This window comes from Erwinia sp. PPS120, from assembly GCF_047918655.1.
Lineage (GTDB): Bacteria > Pseudomonadota > Gammaproteobacteria > Enterobacterales > Enterobacteriaceae > Erwinia > Erwinia tasmaniensis_A.
Window position 1 is genome coordinate 1 of sequence record NZ_JBLREF010000015.1, and the last position, 16,809, is coordinate 16,809.

Consider the following 16,809-nt stretch of genomic DNA (forward strand, 5'->3'; position numbering starts at 1 on the left):
CGTTCTGACCCGCAACATAGCCTGATCACCGGAGTAGGTTTTAAACTTAAGTGCCGCAACATAGCCGTCTCACCTGAGCAGGTTTTGAACTTAAGATCCAGCCCAGACTGGGAACTGTGACTGGCATCTGTGATGTTTACTGTTTTTGCGGGGGCCGGGTGCTAAGCCCTGCGGGGACCGTTGTCATGCGGACACGCCCCAGGCACATCCGTATAGGCTCAGACGGATTTTAGCGTGCAGTTTCCGCAGCGCTGAACGTCCGGAAGCCGGTAGCGCTGGCAGCAGGTGCGACGCTGCATCTCGCCCTCGCGCGGCAGCATGGTCCGGTAAAAAGGATTATCAGAGCCGTCGAGCAGACTTTTGCTGAAAAACATGGCGTGCTCCAGTTCGGTACGCAGTTTTTCACCCAGCATTGGCGTTAACTCATCAAGACAGTGGTAAAGGGAAAAGCCGGTATTACTCCAGATAAGCTTGCCGTTAATATCACCGTGCCGCTCAATCCCTTCAACCACCGGCAGCAGGTGGCGCAGCACCAGCCTGTCCAGGCGACGGCGTGGGCCGAGGTGGCGAGCATCCCTGTCTTCGCGCACGTCAAACCAAAATGTGGCCGGGCGGCCGGTTTCATGAAAAGCAATACGGCAGTAGGCAGGTGAGCAGTCGAGGGCGCGGTCTTCAAGCAGCAGCGCCATTACCATCGGCGGCAGGATCAGCCCGAAATACCACTGCGCCCAGAGGGATTGCAGTGGCTTGTTTTCGCGCGTCAGGTCGGGATGCTCACGGTAAATAAAGTCACTGTATAGCGCATTTAGGCGGGCAAAATTGGCAGGTTCAGACCAGTGTGCAAGCGTCATGCTGGTAGCCGGCGGCGTCTCTCCCAGCCTGACGGTTTCCAGGACGTAATCCCGATGCTCGCTAAACAGCGCGCGCAGCGACACCGCCAGCGGCTGATTGCTCTGTAAAAAGATTGGCGGTAAGGAAACCCGCTCAGCTGCCTGACGAATACCAGGGGCCATGACCAGTCCTTTAAGATTTCTTGACTACGAATGATAATCGTTATTGATTGTATCTGAGCAAAAACGGACAAACAAGCATCATTTTTCAGTCGCCAGGCCAGCAGCATCAATAAGATAAAGGGAACACTTTTTTTGAGTGCCTCAATGCAAAAAATAGCGCTTTAATCCTTATTAATAGAAGGGTGATAAAAGACGTTAAATGAGAATCCCCCGCATTGGTAGTGAAGAATAATTCATTGGTCAATATTTAGTTATGGAAAGATAATTTCCCTTATGGGGAATAATGATGCACTTTTTCAGGATATAAAGCGAAACTGAGAGCCGGTTATGCCTGGCGAAAAAAAATTCTCACCTGCGGATTCTTAATTTTCAGGCTTGTGCTGTTGTTTATTATTACAGATGCAAAGATGCAGGGCGTAGATAAAAAAACTGAGACAGGAATTAATTTTTTAGGTTCATAACATTAATAATTTACTGGCCCGCGGGTGGGCCATTTGCGTTATTGCAGAGCATCTGCGGGCTGCGAAAGAGCGCTTCGCCCAATATCTTCATAGGAGAGTATCGTATTGCGCCCCCTGTTTTTTGCCAGATAGAGTGCGCGGTCAGCATTCGCCAGTGCGCCATCAAAATCATTCTCAAAAAGCGGGGCGAAACCGGCGCTGAGGGTGACGTGGGTGGCGACCTGCTCGTTAAACCGATGCGGGATCTTCAGGTCCAGCACGTACTGGCGGATGCGATCGGAGAGCTTCATCGCAATGGATTCGTTTACGTTAGTCAGCAACACCAGGAACTCTTCGCCGCCGAAGCGGGTCACAATATCGCGTGACCGCACTGCATCACGGATTGCCACGGAAACCCGAGCCAGCGCCTGATCGCCCATGGCGTGGCCGTAGTTATCGTTATAGGCCTTAAAGTGGTCAATATCCAGCAGCAGCACATAGTGGCTGCCCGCATGATTTTCGAGGATCCCCTCCAGCCGGTTTTTCAGCCCACGGCGATTATACAGACCAGTCAGCGGATCCAGCATACTCAGATCGCTGTAGGTCTCTTTCTCTACGTACAGCTGATGCATCAGACGACGGGTAAAGCGGTCACCCCGGCGCTGCATCAGGTGGTGCAGGGTAAAACCAAACAGCGGCAGGGCAATGGTGAACAGAATCAGCAGCGTATGCTGGCCGTGATCCAGCAGCAGAATCGCCAGCGAAGCGGGGCCGGTGTGCAGACAAAAGGCCAGGAGGTGATCGCCCAGCGTGATGGTGCTGATAAAAAACACGCCCACAAGGCTTATAACTAAAAAACTGCCGTCGAAATAAAACACCAATGAATACTTAAGGACAATTTGCCAGGTCCAGAGTAAACCCGTAATTAATGCCGCCATATTTAATATCGGAAATTTCCCTGAGGGCTTTAATATCATCCAGAGCAATATAACTGGACCGATCGCCGCAATGATAACGGTGGGTAGCGTCAGCGCCAGGGGCATACTTTTCTCATTGCTGCATAAAAAAAAGAGTGAAGTTGCTGTGTTTAGAAAAAGAAATAGCATCAGCGACAGTCGATGCCTGCTGTGAAGCAATTCATCATAGCTTTGTAATATCATTATTTTTCTACTCATGACTGCTTTGAAATAACAAACGTCGTTAACCGAAATTAACGGATTATTTCTATGCTGGAATAGTTTGTGGACGTTACTATTTTAATTATCTTAATATTAATTCCGCGTTAATTTAACATGCCGTGTGCTTACTGTCACCCGTGGCGGTGAAGTTTAAAGCACGACAGGCGTAATTGTTGCTGCAAAGTGATAAAAGTTCTTATATGCTATTGGTTATCATTATCATCCATAACGGTGCGGATTACGACAATGGTCATAGCGATGATCGCGGCATGCGGGCTTTGGGGAGTGAGTTTACTGTTCGGGAAACGGCTCGACAGTGCGTGGGGCGTCTTGCTTCCCTGCGCGTTGATGCCGCTGATTGCACTGATGAATCTGACATTTTCCGGGTGGCGGGTGGTGGTGGTCATCGCGCTGCTGTCGACCGTGGTAATGCTTTTCCACAAGCGGCTACGTCACTACCTGCTGCTGCCATCATGTCTGGCGCTGGCGGGGGGAATGGCGGCTATATCGCTTAATTTTGGGCTGATGTAATGCAATGGGAAAGACAAAAGGAGGGGAAAACAGATTCAACGTGGTGCGAAGAGAGGGACTTGAACCCTCACGTCCGTTAAGACACTAACACCTGAAGCTAGCGCGTCTACCAATTCCGCCACCTTCGCGCATTGTGTGTTCTATGAATAGCGTGGTTGTTGGTGCGAAGAGAGGGACTTGAACCCTCACGTCCGTTAAGACACTAACACCTGAAGCTAGCGCGTCTACCAATTCCGCCACCTTCGCATACCCGCAATACAACAATGCTGTATTGCAACCACGGAGGCGCATTCTAGAGATTTTCCAGGGGACGTCAACAGTTATTTGAGTCCCCTGCGGCATTTACCTGAAAAACCCCCTGCCTGCGGGCCTGTTGCGTATCAGCAACTTGCCGCTTTGCGGACAGGGTGGGACGCCAGTGTTCGGGCTATTAGCGTTTGGTCTTGCTGGGACGCGACAGCACGGCACGGTAGACCTTAAAGCGACCGTTCTGTACCAGCACCTCATGGCTGCCGAAAATCTCATCCAGCACCGCCGGGTAAGGCAGAAACGCATTAGCGACAATACGCAGCTCGCCGCCCATGTTGAGATGCTTTGCCGCACCGCGGATCAGCGTCTGGGCTGCATCCAGACTGGTTTGCATGCCATCATGAAACGGTGGGTTGGAGATGATCATGTCAAAACGGCCTGCGACGTCGGAGTAGACGTTACTGGCAAATACCTCGCCTTCCAGACCGTTAGCCGCCAGCGTTGCCCGGCTGGCCTCCACGGCGGCGGCATTCACGTCGGTCAGCGTCAGGCGGACTTTCGGTGAGAAGCTGGCCAGCATGGCGGACAGTACGCCTGCGCCACAGCCAACATCCAGTACCTTACCTTTGGTGTGCGGTTTTAGCGTGGAAAGCAGCAGATTGCTGCCCGCATCCAGACCGTCGCGGCTGAACACGCCCGGCAGCGTTTTCACCGTCAGATGCCCAAGGGGATACTCTTCCCACCACGCATCGGCATCAAACGCAGGCACGGCGTCAATCCGTCCGTGATAGAGACCGCAGCGGCGGGCGCTGTCAATCTTGTTAAGCGTGACCCACTCTTCGACCATTTGCTCCGCGCTGCGCACGCCGCTGCGGTTCTCACCAACCACAAACAGCTCGCTGCCGACGGGCATCAGCGACAGTAAATTGGTCAGCTGGAACAGCGCCTCGGGCTTACTTTTTGGCCAGAAGTACACCAGCGTATCGCACTCTGCTGCCGACTCGGGCGTTGCCACCAGGCCGTAGCGGGCCTCTTCCCCCAGCACACGGCTAAGGATCTGCCAGTGATGATACTGTTGGGTATGTACCCGGCTCAGCGCGGTATCCAGTTGGGCGGGCAGGTCATCCTGCAGATCGCCAGCAAAGAGTACGCGGCGTTGAGAAAATTCATCACTGTGGCGCAGTATCACTTCACTGGCCGGGGTAAATGCAGACATCGGTGGCTCCTTACGAATCAGAGTGGCGATTATACGCAAATTTCAGGCAAGAAGGGGAGAGAGGTTTATTGGCGCAGCCCGGAGGGTTTGTTAGCATAGCGACGCAATCGGGCGACCAGACGGGAAAAATGATGTCTTCCAGACGTGACTGGTTATTACAGCAAATGGGCATAACGCAGTATACGCTGCGGCGTCCGCGCGCCCTGCATGGTGAGGTAGCCGTCTCTATCAGACAGGAAACGCGCCTGCTGATCGTGGCCGCCGTTCCTCCGCCGCTGACCGACCCGCTGATTAGCGACGTACTCAGGGCGATGATGATGCACGAACATGAAGTGGTTGTGCTTACGCCCGACCAGAGTGCCATGCTGCCTGATGACACCCGCTGCGTTAGCTGGTCTCTTGGGCTGGATGCGTCAGCAGCCTGGGAAGGTTCACATATTGCTTCGCCCGCGCTTGCGGAGCTTTACGATAACGCCGGTGCAAAACGCGCCCTGTGGCAGCAGATCTCACACTATGAATCAGATTTCTTTACTGACCCCGACCGATCTTGAGCGGGCTTTTATTATTGAGCAGCGCGCCCATGCCTTTCCCTGGAGCGAAAAAACCTTTATCACCAATCAGGGCGAACGCTATCTGAATTTCCGGCTGGATGTGGCAGGGCAGATGGCCGCTTTTGCCATTATCCAGGTGGTGCTGGACGAGGCGACGCTGTTCAACCTGGCGGTCGATCCCGATTTTCAGCGTCGGGGCCTGGGGCGCGAATTGCTTCAGCACGCGGTCGCTGAACTGGAGTCGCGGGGAATTCAGACCCTGTGGCTGGAGGTTCGCGCATCCAATCGCCCGGCTATCGCGCTGTATGCCTCGCTCGACTTCAACGAAGTCTCGGTGCGCCGCAACTATTATCCCACCGCCAACGGCAAAGAAGACGCGATTATTATGGCGCTAACGGTATAACGCCGCAGCGTGCCTGCCACCAACACGCCCTTAAGGATGTATCACGATGTTGAAAAACTGGGACTGGATCTTATTTGACGCTGACGACACGCTGTTTCACTTTGATGCCCGGGCAGGATTAACGCATCTTTTTCAGCAGTATGGCGTTGCCTTTAGCGCCGACGACTACAGCGAATACCAGGCCGTCAATCAGCCGCTGTGGGTGGATTACCAGAATGGCGCCATCAGCGCGATCCAGCTTCAGCATCGGCGATTCCAGAGCTGGGCCGACAGGCTTAAGGTGACCCCGCACGATTTAAACAGCGGGTTTCTGCGTGCGATGGCCGAAATCTGCGTACCGCTGGAGGGCGCAGTCAGCCTGCTTAACAGCCTGCGCGGCAGGGTGAAACTGGGTATTATCACCAACGGTTTTACTGCGCTACAGGAGATCAGGCTTACGCATAACGGCATGCTGAACACCTTCGATCTGCTGGTGGTATCGGAGCAGGTGGGCTATGCCAAGCCCCATCCGGCCATCTTTGATTATGCGCTCAGCCAGATGGGGGACCCGGCCCGTGAGCGGGTGATGATGGTGGGAGACAATCCTGACTCCGATATTCTGGGAGGAATTAACTCGGGCCTGGCAACCTGCTGGCTGAACGCCCACCAGCGCCCCTTGCCAGCAGAAATCGTGCCGACCCTGGAGGTGAAAACGCTACGTGAGCTGGAAGTGTTTCTAAATGCTTAAGTTTACTTTTTTACCTTTTTTATACATAAAATAGGGCTTCATGCGGGATTAAGCTCTGCTTAATCCGCATTTAAAGTGATATTTCGATATTTTATTCTGTAGACGCTAGTCTCATTTTTTTTACCCCATCTCATTTCTCCTCTCTCATACTCCTTTTGGGGTATCCATATATACTTATTGGTAATTAAAAATAGCGAAAATTTAGATAATTCAATCTAAAAAAATTTTTCCAGACGATTTTTATTAAGAATTATCTGCCTTTTTAGGTCCAGTCTTAGGAAATTTCACTTATTTTTAACACTTAAGTATCTCTTAACTCTCCTGCCGTGAGACTTCAATGTTGAATAAATGCAAAGACGCTGTAAACTTGCCGAAAATTCCTAAATCAAATAATCCTTTAGTTAAGAGTCGCGACTGAGCGCGCAGGCTCGTGCGGTAGCTATGCCAGAATTCAGCAGTAAACTTATTGATTTAACTACAATTAAGCGATTAGGTTATTTGTACGCCTGGTTGGGAATATAATGTTTTTTAAATGTGATAAGTTTCATTAAGGTTATTATCACTTAATCTTATTACGCGTTTCAGTAAGTGGATTGGGTACAACGTACGCGTTATTGTCGTTTTCTCTGGTTTTTTCCCAAAAAAAGGGTAAGGAGCTGGAATGAAAGCTGTAATGCCTCCTCCGTTTTCCCGGCCGCCTGCCCCTTTATCTGTAGTTTACATTGGTAAGTATTTTTTATCGGGCTGTGAAACGTGCTTTCTCAGCTCGCCAGCGACGTGCTTCTGCGTCGCTGCCGCGTACATACCCCCTTAATTCTGTTGATGGCGAAGCGCCAGACTGGACTCCGCCTTTTATTATCTAAACTTCATGAGGATCATGGTGAAAATTCGAATCGCGTTAAGTCTGCTGTTTATTTTGACCGTTGCAGGATGTAAGGCTCCCCCGCCACCCCTGACGGACGACACCCTCGTTTCAAGCACCGTTGACGGCATAAAGCTGACCTACCGGCACGCTGTGCAGCCGCCAGCCACCTTTACCCCGGTTAACGAAGAGTACCGCGCGCTGTACAACGCCTCGGTGATGACGCGTCCGGACTTTGGCGGCAAGCTGGTGAGCTATCTCGATAACGGCAAGCCTTACACCGTGCTGGGTACGGTGGAAAACAACTGGTTTGCCCTTGCCGAACAGGGTCAGGAGCAGCTGATTGGCTATGTGCCGTTACGCGCCGTGGTAAAAAGCGATCTCTACGATAAAACCGTAAAGGCCGATTCCCGTCGCAAACGCGCTCGCGCCCCCGCTAAAAAGACCTGTGTGGCCGTCGCTGGCGACAGCAAGGCCTGCCAGAACAGCAATGGCGGAACCTGGATCATCGACTGATAACGCGCTAATGGCCGCATCATTATGAACAGAATGGTATTTTTTCGCCTGGTCCTCCAGGCGTTTTTCCTGATGGCGCTGAGCGCCATAACGGGCTGCTCCTCCTCTTCACACAGCGAACCTTCTCAATACAGCCTGCTTTTTCGGGCTAATCCGCAGATCAATGACCGCGCGCCGCTTAAGGTCCGCGTCATGCTGCTGAAGTCGGACGCCGATTTTATGTCTGCCGATTTCTATTCGCTGCAAAACAATGCGCCCGCCCTGCTGGGTAACAACCTGCTTAACATTAACAGCGAGCAGTTCTTCCTGATGCCGGGACAACTCAATAAAAAAATCAGCGGGCAGAGCACGTCAGACGCGCGCTATATCGGCATTCTGGGCGAGTACCAGTCGCTGGACGGTAAAAAGTGGCGGATCTCACTACCGTTACCTACGCCCGGCAGCGGCAGCGCGTACAAATTCTGGCAGTCCTCGTCAGACGAACTGAAGGCCGACATCATTGCAGACGTAAGCGGGCTGCGCGCCGTCAGCGAATAAGCATTGACTGATAACGGAAGCCATTATGAATAAAATCGAAAAAGTGGTCTGGACCGAGGGCATGTTTCTGCGCCCGCATCATTTCCAGCAGTCAGAAAGCTATCAGCAAAGCACCCTGCGCAACTGGTCACTGACCCAGCGGCCTTATCTGTGGGGATTTCTTGATTTTGAGATCGATGAAGCCATGCTGCGTCAGGGCAAAATTGCGCTGGGCTCCGCCAGCGGGCTGCTGCCGGACGGCACCTTCTTCTCTTTTCGCGACGGACGCAACGGCCCGCCGCCGCTGGCAATCAGTGATAATCAGGGCGCAGAAAAGGTGGTGCTGGCACTGCCTGCCCGGCGCAACGGCCGTGAAGAGGTGATCTTCAGCGAAGCGGCAGACTCGCTGGCCCGCTACGTCAGCTTCGAGCAGGAGGTGGATGATTTTAACGCCCTGTCGGTAGGGTCGGCCACGGTACAGTTTGGTCAGCTTCGCCTGCGGCTGATGCTCGAAAGCGAGCTGACCGCCGAATGGACCGCCATGGCGGTGTTTCGCGTACTGGAAAAGCGCAGTGACAACCAGGTGCGGCTCGACAGCAGCTACATCCCGCCGATGCTCAACTGCATTGCCCATCAGCAGCTGTTCGACTACCTGAGCGATATGCTGGGTCTGTTAGAGCAGCGCAGCCAGCAGATAGGTCAGCGGCTGCAACAGCCTGGCCGTTTTAACACCGCTGAGATGGTCGACTTTATGCTGCTGGCGCTGGTGAATCATCATGTCGGACACGTCAGCCACCTGAAAAACCTGCCGCTGCTGCACCCGGAACAGCTCTTTTCCACCTGGCTGGCCTTTGCCAGTGAGCTGACCACCTACACGCCGCAGCGCTCCCCGGACGCCGCCCTGCCGGTCTACAACCATGACGATCTGGCCTGGTCCTTCAGCAAGCTGATGCTGATGCTGCGCCAGGGGCTGTCGCTGGTGATGGAAGAGAACGCCATCCAGCTGCCGCTTACCGAACGTTCCCACGGCCTGAACGTGGCGACCGTACCGGATGCCGCCATGGTGCGCGATTTTGGTTTTGTGCTCGCCGTGCGCGCCAACGTGCCGGGCGAAGCGTTGCAGACCCATTTTCCGGCGCAGATGAAGGTGGCGCCGGTGACCAAAATACGCGATCTGGTACAGCTTCAGCTGCCGGGTATGGTGCTGCGCGCTATGCCCGTCGCACCGCCGCAAATCCCCTGGCATGCAGGCTACAGCTACTTTGAGTTAGAGAAAGGCAGCGAGCTGTGGCAGGAGATGGAAAAGTCCGGCACCTTTGCGCTTCACCTGGCCGGTGATTTTCCCGGACTGGCGATGGAGTTCTGGGCCATTCGTAGTCAGTCAGCCTGACGCAGGGAGCAACAATCATGCACGAACGACAGGCTACCGCGCAGAACGATCTCTTTTCAGGCGCGAGCAGTAATAATCCGCTGGTGGCGGCGGCTAACGGGCTGCTTAACGCTATCCCACAAATACGGCACTCGGTCACGCATGCTGACCCCGCCGGGCTGCGCCAGCGACTGATCGATGAGATGCGCCAGTTTGAAATGAACTGTCAGCGCGCCAGCTTACCCTATGAAGTGATTATCGGCGCGCGCTACTGCCTGTGCACCGCGCTGGATGAGGCCGCCGCGCTTACCCCGTGGGGAAGCCGCGGCGTGTGGCCGGGGCAGGGATTACTGGTCACGTTCCACAATGAAACCTGGGGCGGCGAGAAGTTCTTCCAGCTGCTGGCCAAGCTCTCACAAAATCCGCGCGAGCAGATTGCGCTGCTGGAGCTGTTCAACTACTGCCTGCAGCTGGGCTTCGAGGGGCGCTACCGGGTGCTGGATAATGGCCGCTCGCAGCTGGAAACCATCAAGCAGCGCCTGCTCCAGATGATCCGCTCGGTACGCGGCGGCTATGCGCCGCCGCTCTCACCGCACCCCGAAGACCATCCGGTTACCCGGAAGCTCTGGCGTCCGGTGGTGCCGCTTTGGGCCTGCTGTGCGCTGGTCGGCTTTCTGGCCTGCCTGTTCTACATCCTGCTGAACTGGCGGCTGGGCGATGCCACCAGCCCGGTGCTGGCGGCGGTCTATCAGACGCCGCTGCCGGAAGTCACCATTCAAAATCCGGCCCCGCCGCCGCCTGCATCCCTGAATCTGAAGGCGTTTCTGCGTCCGGAGGTGGAGCAGGGACTGGTTGCGGTGAAGGATGAAGCCGATCGCAGCGTGGTTACCCTCAAGGGCGACGGGCTGTTCACCTCGGGCTCCACCGCCGTGCGCGGGCGCTATGAAGCGGTGCTGGATCGCATTGCTCAGGCGATGAATAACGTCAATGGCCGGATCCTGGTGGTGGGGTACAGCGATAACGTGCCTATCCGCAGCGCGCGCTTCGCCTCTAACTATGAGCTTTCTCTGACGCGGGCGCAGTCGGTGCAGACGCGACTGCAACAGCATCTGACCCAGCCGCAGCGCGTGAAGGCGGAAGGGCGTGGCGAAAGCAACCCGCTGGTGCCGAACACCAGCGCGGAGAACCGCGCGCGCAATCGCCGGGTGGACATCACGCTGTTGGTTTCACCCGATAACACCCGGGCAGAAATGAACGGTTTGCAGCAAGGAAATTAACGGATGCTGAATATTCTTTTTGCCATCATGACCAACCGGCTGATGTGGGGATTTATCGGTATCACCGCGCTCTCCTTCATCATCTGGGTGATTGGTCCGGTGTTTTCCATCGTCGACTCCAGGCCGCTGGAGCCGGAAGTTAACCGACAGATCAGTATTGCACTGCTGTATATCGCCTGGGGCCTGAGCAATCTGGTGCCGCGCCTGTACAACGCCTGGCTGAACCGCAAGCTGATGGGCAGCCTGAAAACCACCCCCGGCGACGAGAATGACCCCAACCGTCAGCGCCTGACCAGTGAGGATCGGGTGCTGGCCGAGCGCTTCTCTGAAGCCTCGGAGATGCTGAAAAAGGCGCATTTCAGCCGCAGCAGCAACCGCCGCTGGACCCAGCGCTTTAGCCGCCAGTATCTCTATCAGCTCCCCTGGTATGTGATCATTGGCGCACCCGGCGCGGGGAAAACCACCGCGCTGGTCAATTCAGGGCTGCAATTCCCGCTGGCGGATCGCTTTGGTAAAGCGGCGCTGCGCGGCATTGGCGGCACGCGTAACTGCGACTGGTGGTTTACCAACGATGCCGTGCTGCTGGATACGGCAGGCCGCTACACCACCCAGGAAAGCGAGCAGCAGCAGGACGCGGGCGAATGGAACAACTTCATCGGGCTGCTGCGTAAATACCGCGGACGTCAGCCGATCAACGGGGTGATTGTCACCGTCAGCGTTGCCGATCTGCTGACGCAGTCGGCAGAGGCGACCCGGCAGCAGGCGCTCTCTCTTCGCCAGCGGCTGACGGAGCTGCATGAACAGCTGGGGATCCGCTTCCCGGTCTATGTGATGGTCACCAAAACCGACCTGCTGAAGGGCTTTCGCGCCTATTTTGGCAACTTCGACAAGGCGCAGCGTGACCAGGTCTGGGGCTTTACCTTCCCGTGGGAGCGGTCAAAACACGCCGACTTTGACCTGCCCGGCGCCTGCACCCAGGAGTATGCCCTGCTGCAACAGCGTCTGGATGCCGGACTGCCGGACAGGCTGCTGCAGGAGAGCGATGGCAAAGCCCGCGCCGAAAGCTATCTGTTCCCGCAGGAGTTTGCCGCGCTGCGCCCGCTGCTGTTTGAGTATCTGGAAACGGTATTTGCCCGCTCCAATTTTGAAACGCAGTTTTCACCGCGCGGCATCTACTTTGCCAGCGGCACCCAGGAAGGGCTGCCGTTTGACCGGGTAATGGGTGAGCTTAACCGCGCGCTCCAGCTACCGCAGGAGGACGCGGGCACCAGCGGTGCCTGGGATAACGTCAACAAAGAGTCCCCTATCCCGGCGAACAAAGGGCAGAGCTTCTTCCTGAAAGACCTGCTGCAAAACGTCATTTTCCAGGAAGCCGGGCTGGCGGGCAGCAACCGCTGGTGGGAGCTGCGTAACCGGGCAGTACTCTGGTCGGGCTATCTGCTGCTGGTGGCCGCGCTGGTGATTGCCGGTCTGCTGTGGGCAACCAGCTTTAGCAACAATAAAGCCTATCTGAAAGAGGTGAACGCGAAGGTGCCGAAGGTGGTGGCGCAGAGCAAAAACCTCCAGGCCGGCGATTTGACTGACCTGTATGCGCTGCTGCCGTTCCTGAACGGCGTGCTGCACCTGCCGGACAGCGAATCCTTCGATCTGAATCATCCGCCGATCACCCGGCGAATGGGGCTGTATCGCGGCGTTGAGGTCAGCGATGCGACCCAGGCGCTCTATCAGAAATCGCTCCGGCAGCTGCTGCTACCTCAGGTCGCGCAGATGATCACCACCTGGCTGCGTAACGACAACGGCAGCGATGCCGACTACAGCTACGAGGCGCTGAAAGCCTACCAGATGCTTTACCAGCCGAAGCACTACGATGGCAAATTCCTGCATGCCTGGGTGATGCTGAATATCCAGCGTAACCAGCCGCAGAACGTCACGCGCGAGCAGATCAAACAGCTTGGCTGGCATCTGTCGCAGCTGCTGGAGACGCAGATACAGGCCTCGCCCTATGCGCGGGACGATGCGCTGGTAAAGCGCGAGCAGGCGCTGATTAATCAGATGCCGCTGTCGCAGCGCGTCTATGGACGACTCCGGCGCCTGCTGGAAAAAAGCGACGGTCTGCCATCGGTATCGCTGGCCTCGCTGGGCGGTCCGCAAAGCGAGCTGGTACTGTCGCGGAAAAGCGGTAAGGCGGTCAGCGAAGGCATACCCGGTCTGTATACGCCGGAGGGCTACTGGAACAGCTTCGATAAAAATATCGACAGCGTGACGGCGGCACTGCACGACGACGACCAGTGGGTGCTGGGTGGTCAGGTGCAGGGGGAAACCAAAGCGCAGACCGACCTCGCGGTCCGTCAGCTCTATATGGCCGACTATATGCGGCAGTGGGATGGGTTGCTACAGGATATCCAGCTGAACAACAGCGCTGACCTCTCGCAGCGCATCAACGCCGCGCGGGTGCTCTCCGGCAACAATTCGCCGCTGCGTAAGCTGGTGATCAACCTCAGCCACTACCTGATGCTGGAGAAAGCCGCCCCGGCCGATGACAAAGCCCAGGCGGGCGAGGACAAGGGCAGCACCGCCCGCAACACGCTGGATGCGCTGTTCCGTTCGCGCGAGCAATCCACAGCCGCAAGCCAGCAGCAAACGCCTGAGCAGTCAGTAACTGCTCACTTCGCACCAGTTATTGAGCTGGCGCAGCCGCTGGAGAAAGGCGGTAAAACCATCGCCTTTGACGACTTCCTGAAGCAGATCGACGACCTCTATCGCTACCTGACGGCGGTGCAGGATGCGGCAAACAGCGGCATGCCGCCACCCTCTGGTGATGCCATCAGCCATCTGCAGGCCAGCGCCGGTCGCCTGCCGGGATCGCTGCAAAATATGTTCACCAGCATGGCCGTCGGCGCCAGCAGCGACACCCAGCGCCGCGACCTCGACAACGTGCGCAAGCGCATTAACGTTGAGGTGGGCAGCTTCTGCCGCCAGGCGATTGCCGGACGCTATCCCCTGTCGCGGTCGGGGCGTTCAGAAGTGACGCCGGACGATCTGGCACGGATGTTTGCACCGGGCACCGGGCTGATGGACAGCTTCTTCCGCGATAACCTGGCGAACAAGGTCGATACCACCCAGGCGGCCTGGCGCTTTACGCCGGGCATTGATGGCAAAACGCTGCCGGGGGGCGAAGGGGTGCTGCGGCCTTTCCAGCAGGCGCAGAGCATTCGCGACGCCTTCTTTGCTAACGGCGCGACCACGCCGTCATTCCGCGTGACGGTGCGCACGGTGCGGATGGACAACGATATCCTGACCATGACGCTGGATGTCGACGGCCAGCAGCTACGCTACAGCCACGGGCCGCAGGCGGTTCAGCTGATGAGCTGGCCGGGGCCGGGCGGCACCAGCCAGGTGAGAATGCAGCTCGGCCTGGCCGACGGCACCACCGCCACGCTGGTCACCAACGGTGCCTGGGCGCTAAACCGCTTCTTTGACCGCGCCGAGCGGTCAGGCGGCAGCAGCAGCCTTAGCAAACAGGCCGCCTTCAACGTCAATGGTCACCATATTACGCTGGAATTCACCCCCAACAGTATTCGCAACCCGTTTCAGCTACCCGGGTTCTCATGCCCCTAACCGTCAGGAAATGATGATGAGCCAGACACCTGCGATTGGCTGGTACGGGAAATTGCCCAGTGCCGGAGACTTCTTAAAACGCCGCTTCCCCGATGCCATCTGGCAACAGTGGACCAACTGGTTCCAGGTGGGACTGCTTAACTGGCAGAAAAACGAAGAGCAGCGGCCCGGGGGCGAACGTAAGTTCAGTAGCGCGCCGGTGTGGAACTTTGTCGTGCCGCCGATGCTGGGTAGCCAGCTGGTGCAGATGGGCTGCCTGCTTCCAGCCTGCGACAGCGTGGGCCGCCAGTATCCGGTCTGCGCGCTGCTAACCTTTTCGCCGCAGAGCTGGTCACCGTCACAGCTGGCGATGGCCGGCGAATGGTATCAGCAGCTGGGGCGCGCGCTGCTTCATGCGGTGCGCAATGGCTATTCGGCTGAACAGCTCGACCGCTCGCTGCTGGCCATCCCCGCGCCGCCGCTGCCGACGGAAGAGGAACAGTCCGACATTCTGGACGTGATTGGCTACGCCGAACGGCCCACCACCCTGAGCTGGCGGCAGGTATCGGATTGCTTTGATCCGCAGCAGTACACCAGCTTCTGGTGGACCAACCAGACCGATGGCTACCCGCTCTACACCCAGGTGCACAGCGGCAACTTTACCGGCCAGCTATTTTCGATGCTGTTTGACCCGGCGGCAGGTGCCCGACCGGGACGCCACGGCCTTTATCCGCCGATGTTTGAGTAATGAGCAAGGGAGCACTATGAATATCGACGCGCTACTTACCCCGGTCAGCAGCGACCAGCCCTGCGGTGAGAACCTGGAATATGACGCCGACTTTATGGCGATGGACCAGGCCAGTGCGGGCAAGGCGGAACAGCAGTTTGGCGACACCATTATTCCGGCCGAACCGGCAGACTGGAACCGGGTTGAGCGGCTGGCCAGCGACCTGCTGACCCGCAGCAAGGATCTGCGCATTATGCTGGCGCTGACCCGCGCCTGGACCCAGCTAAAAGGCCTGACCGGCTACGCCAGTGGCCTGGCGCTGATCGAAAGATCGCTGGTGGCCTGGTGGGAGCCGCTGTGGCCGGTGCTGGAGGAGGACGGCGAACGCGATCCTTTCTACCGCATCAACGCGCTGGCGGCGTTAGGAGATAAGTCAGCACTCACTGGCGCTCTGCGTCAGGCACCGCTTCTGCGCAGCGCCTCCGATGAAATCTCCCTGCGCGACGCCTGTGCGCTGCTTGACGGCAGCAAAACCGAATGTCCCGACTATCCCGGCGGTCGCGCGCGGCTGATCGACGAGCTGGCGCGGGGTGGACAACCCGGCGTGGACGCCATTATTAAGATAAGTGAGCGTTTACAAACCATTCGCGAAACCCTGGTGCAGCACCTGGGTGAAACCGGCGTTCCCGAGATGGAGCAGCTAATAAAAACGGTCTCAACCGTGGCGCAGGCCTGCGAGGTGACCGACCTCTCAACGCTTATCCCTGCCGCATCCGCGCCAGGCGAGACCCCGCCCGTATCTGGAGCACCGGAGGTGAAAGCGGTCAGCGGCCACACCGACTGGCGCAGCGCGCAGCCGGGTTCACGGGCCGATGCGCAGCTGATGCTGGAAAAAGTGAAGCAGTACTTTGTACAGCACGAGCCCAGTCATCCGGCTCCGCTGATGATCGACCGCGTACAGCGGATGATCGAGATGGACTTTATGGACATCATTCGCGATCTGGCGCCCGACGGCGTCCATCAGCTGGAAAATATTTTCGGACGCCGCGACGGCTAAGTCGCCCGTTCATTTCTCTCTTTACCGCGCATACCAATGGAGAACACCATGGCAATCAGTAAATCCAGTGGGCAGAAATTCATCGCCCGTAACCGCGCGCCGCGCGTACAAATTGAGTACGACGTGGAGATCTATGGTGCGGAACGTAAAATCCAGCTGCCGTTTGTAATGGGCGTGATGGCTGACCTGGTCGGCAAGCCGGTTGAGGGCCTGCCGTCCGTGGACGAACGCAAGTTCCTTGAAATTGATATCGACAACTTCGACGAGCGGATGAAATCGCTCAAGCCGCGCGTCGCCTTCCAGGCTGACAACACCCTGACCGGTGATGGCCGCCTGAATATCGATCTCACCTTCAATAGCATGGAAGACTTCTCCCCAGACGCGGTTGCCCGCAACGTTGAGCCGCTAAACCAGCTGCTGGATGCGCGGACACAGCTCTCCAACCTGCTGACCTATATGGACGGTAAAAACGGTGCGGAAGAGCTTATTTCGAAAATTTTGCAGGATCCCACGCTGCTGAAATCGCTGAGCCACCTGCCGAAGCAGGACGAATCAGCGGATAAAGGTCAGGAGGAGTAAC

General features: G+C 56.8%; 15 protein-coding genes and 2 tRNA genes. 12 read left to right on the forward strand and 5 right to left on the reverse strand.

Translation table 11 applies throughout. The annotated features are described in order from the left end of the window. Positions 1 to 218: 218 nt before the first annotated feature. Together fhuF and ACLRGG_RS09860 are read right to left on the reverse strand one after the other, a co-directional pair. Positions 219 to 1,013, reverse strand: a complete 795-nt coding sequence (gene fhuF, locus ACLRGG_RS09855) for a siderophore-iron reductase FhuF (RefSeq protein ID WP_416249609.1) — start codon at positions 1,011 to 1,013, stop codon at positions 219 to 221. 499 nt (positions 1,014 to 1,512) lie between these two features. Continuing rightward, the gene (locus ACLRGG_RS09860; protein WP_416249804.1) at positions 1,513 to 2,613 is read right to left on the reverse strand and encodes a GGDEF domain-containing protein; all 1,101 of its coding nucleotides are present in this window, start codon (positions 2,611 to 2,613) and stop codon (positions 1,513 to 1,515) included. A 264-nt stretch (positions 2,614 to 2,877) separates the two neighbouring features. Here ACLRGG_RS09860 and ACLRGG_RS09865 point away from each other — a divergent pair, with 264 nt between their 5' ends. Beyond that, positions 2,878 to 3,162, forward strand: a complete 285-nt coding sequence (locus ACLRGG_RS09865) for a DUF1435 domain-containing protein (protein ID WP_416249610.1) — start codon at positions 2,878 to 2,880, stop codon at positions 3,160 to 3,162. A gap of 41 nt (positions 3,163 to 3,203) precedes the next feature. Here ACLRGG_RS09865 and ACLRGG_RS09870 read toward each other — a convergent pair. The 3 genes from ACLRGG_RS09870 to rsmC form a co-directional block, all read right to left on the reverse strand. Next, a tRNA-Leu gene (locus ACLRGG_RS09870) sits at positions 3,204 to 3,290 on the reverse strand. 31 nt (positions 3,291 to 3,321) lie between these two features. Continuing rightward, positions 3,322 to 3,408, reverse strand: a tRNA-Leu gene (locus ACLRGG_RS09875). A gap of 184 nt (positions 3,409 to 3,592) precedes the next feature. Next, the gene (gene rsmC / locus ACLRGG_RS09880) at positions 3,593 to 4,627 is read right to left on the reverse strand and encodes a 16S rRNA (guanine(1207)-N(2))-methyltransferase RsmC (RefSeq protein WP_416249611.1); all 1,035 of its coding nucleotides are present in this window, start codon (positions 4,625 to 4,627) and stop codon (positions 3,593 to 3,595) included. Positions 4,628 to 4,758: 131 nt separating this feature from the next. Here rsmC and ACLRGG_RS09885 point away from each other — a divergent pair, with 131 nt between their 5' ends. The 11 genes from ACLRGG_RS09885 to tssB all read left to right on the forward strand — a co-directional run bounded on the left by ACLRGG_RS09885 (position 4,759) and on the right by tssB (position 16,808). After that, positions 4,759 to 5,178: a DNA polymerase III subunit psi gene (locus ACLRGG_RS09885; RefSeq protein ID WP_416249613.1), complete on the forward strand. Its 420-nt coding sequence runs from the start codon at positions 4,759 to 4,761 to the stop codon at positions 5,176 to 5,178. Continuing rightward, positions 5,141 to 5,581, forward strand: a complete 441-nt coding sequence (gene rimI / locus ACLRGG_RS09890) for a ribosomal protein S18-alanine N-acetyltransferase (protein WP_416249614.1) — start codon at positions 5,141 to 5,143, stop codon at positions 5,579 to 5,581. Before ACLRGG_RS09885 ends, rimI begins: the two co-directional genes overlap by 38 nt. A 46-nt stretch (positions 5,582 to 5,627) precedes the next feature. Further along, a complete protein-coding gene (gene yjjG, locus ACLRGG_RS09895; RefSeq protein ID WP_416249616.1) occupies positions 5,628 to 6,308 on the forward strand; it encodes a pyrimidine 5'-nucleotidase in 681 nt (226 codons plus the stop codon). An 880-nt stretch (positions 6,309 to 7,188) separates the two neighbouring features. After that, positions 7,189 to 7,686 (forward strand): SH3 domain-containing protein, encoded by a 498-nt coding sequence (locus tag ACLRGG_RS09900; protein WP_416249805.1) that lies wholly within the window; start codon positions 7,189 to 7,191, stop codon positions 7,684 to 7,686. 24 nt (positions 7,687 to 7,710) lie between these two features. Further along, positions 7,711 to 8,223, forward strand: coding sequence for a type VI secretion system lipoprotein TssJ (gene tssJ / locus ACLRGG_RS09905; RefSeq protein WP_416249617.1), 513 nt, complete (start codon positions 7,711 to 7,713; stop codon positions 8,221 to 8,223). 25 nt (positions 8,224 to 8,248) lie between these two features. Then, positions 8,249 to 9,592 (forward strand): type VI secretion system baseplate subunit TssK, encoded by a 1,344-nt coding sequence (tssK, locus tag ACLRGG_RS09910; protein ID WP_067703827.1) that lies wholly within the window; start codon positions 8,249 to 8,251, stop codon positions 9,590 to 9,592. 17 nt (positions 9,593 to 9,609) lie between these two features. Next, a complete protein-coding gene (locus tag ACLRGG_RS09915; RefSeq protein ID WP_416249618.1) occupies positions 9,610 to 10,848 on the forward strand; it encodes a DotU family type VI secretion system protein in 1,239 nt (412 codons plus the stop codon). Positions 10,849 to 10,851: 3 nt separating this feature from the next. After that, positions 10,852 to 14,466: a type VI secretion system membrane subunit TssM gene (gene tssM / locus ACLRGG_RS09920; RefSeq protein ID WP_416249619.1), complete on the forward strand. Its 3,615-nt coding sequence runs from the start codon at positions 10,852 to 10,854 to the stop codon at positions 14,464 to 14,466. A 16-nt stretch (positions 14,467 to 14,482) separates the two neighbouring features. Continuing rightward, positions 14,483 to 15,193 carry a type VI secretion system-associated protein TagF gene (gene tagF, locus ACLRGG_RS09925; protein WP_416249620.1) on the forward strand — a complete coding sequence of 237 codons (711 nt, stop codon included), beginning with the start codon at positions 14,483 to 14,485 and terminating at the stop codon, positions 15,191 to 15,193. Positions 15,194 to 15,209: 16 nt separating this feature from the next. Then, positions 15,210 to 16,229, forward strand: a complete 1,020-nt coding sequence (tssA, locus tag ACLRGG_RS09930; RefSeq protein WP_416249621.1) for a type VI secretion system protein TssA — start codon at positions 15,210 to 15,212, stop codon at positions 16,227 to 16,229. 48 nt (positions 16,230 to 16,277) lie between these two features. After that, positions 16,278 to 16,808: a type VI secretion system contractile sheath small subunit gene (gene tssB / locus ACLRGG_RS09935; protein WP_067703812.1), complete on the forward strand. Its 531-nt coding sequence runs from the start codon at positions 16,278 to 16,280 to the stop codon at positions 16,806 to 16,808. The last annotated feature ends 1 nt before the right edge of the window (position 16,809 follow it).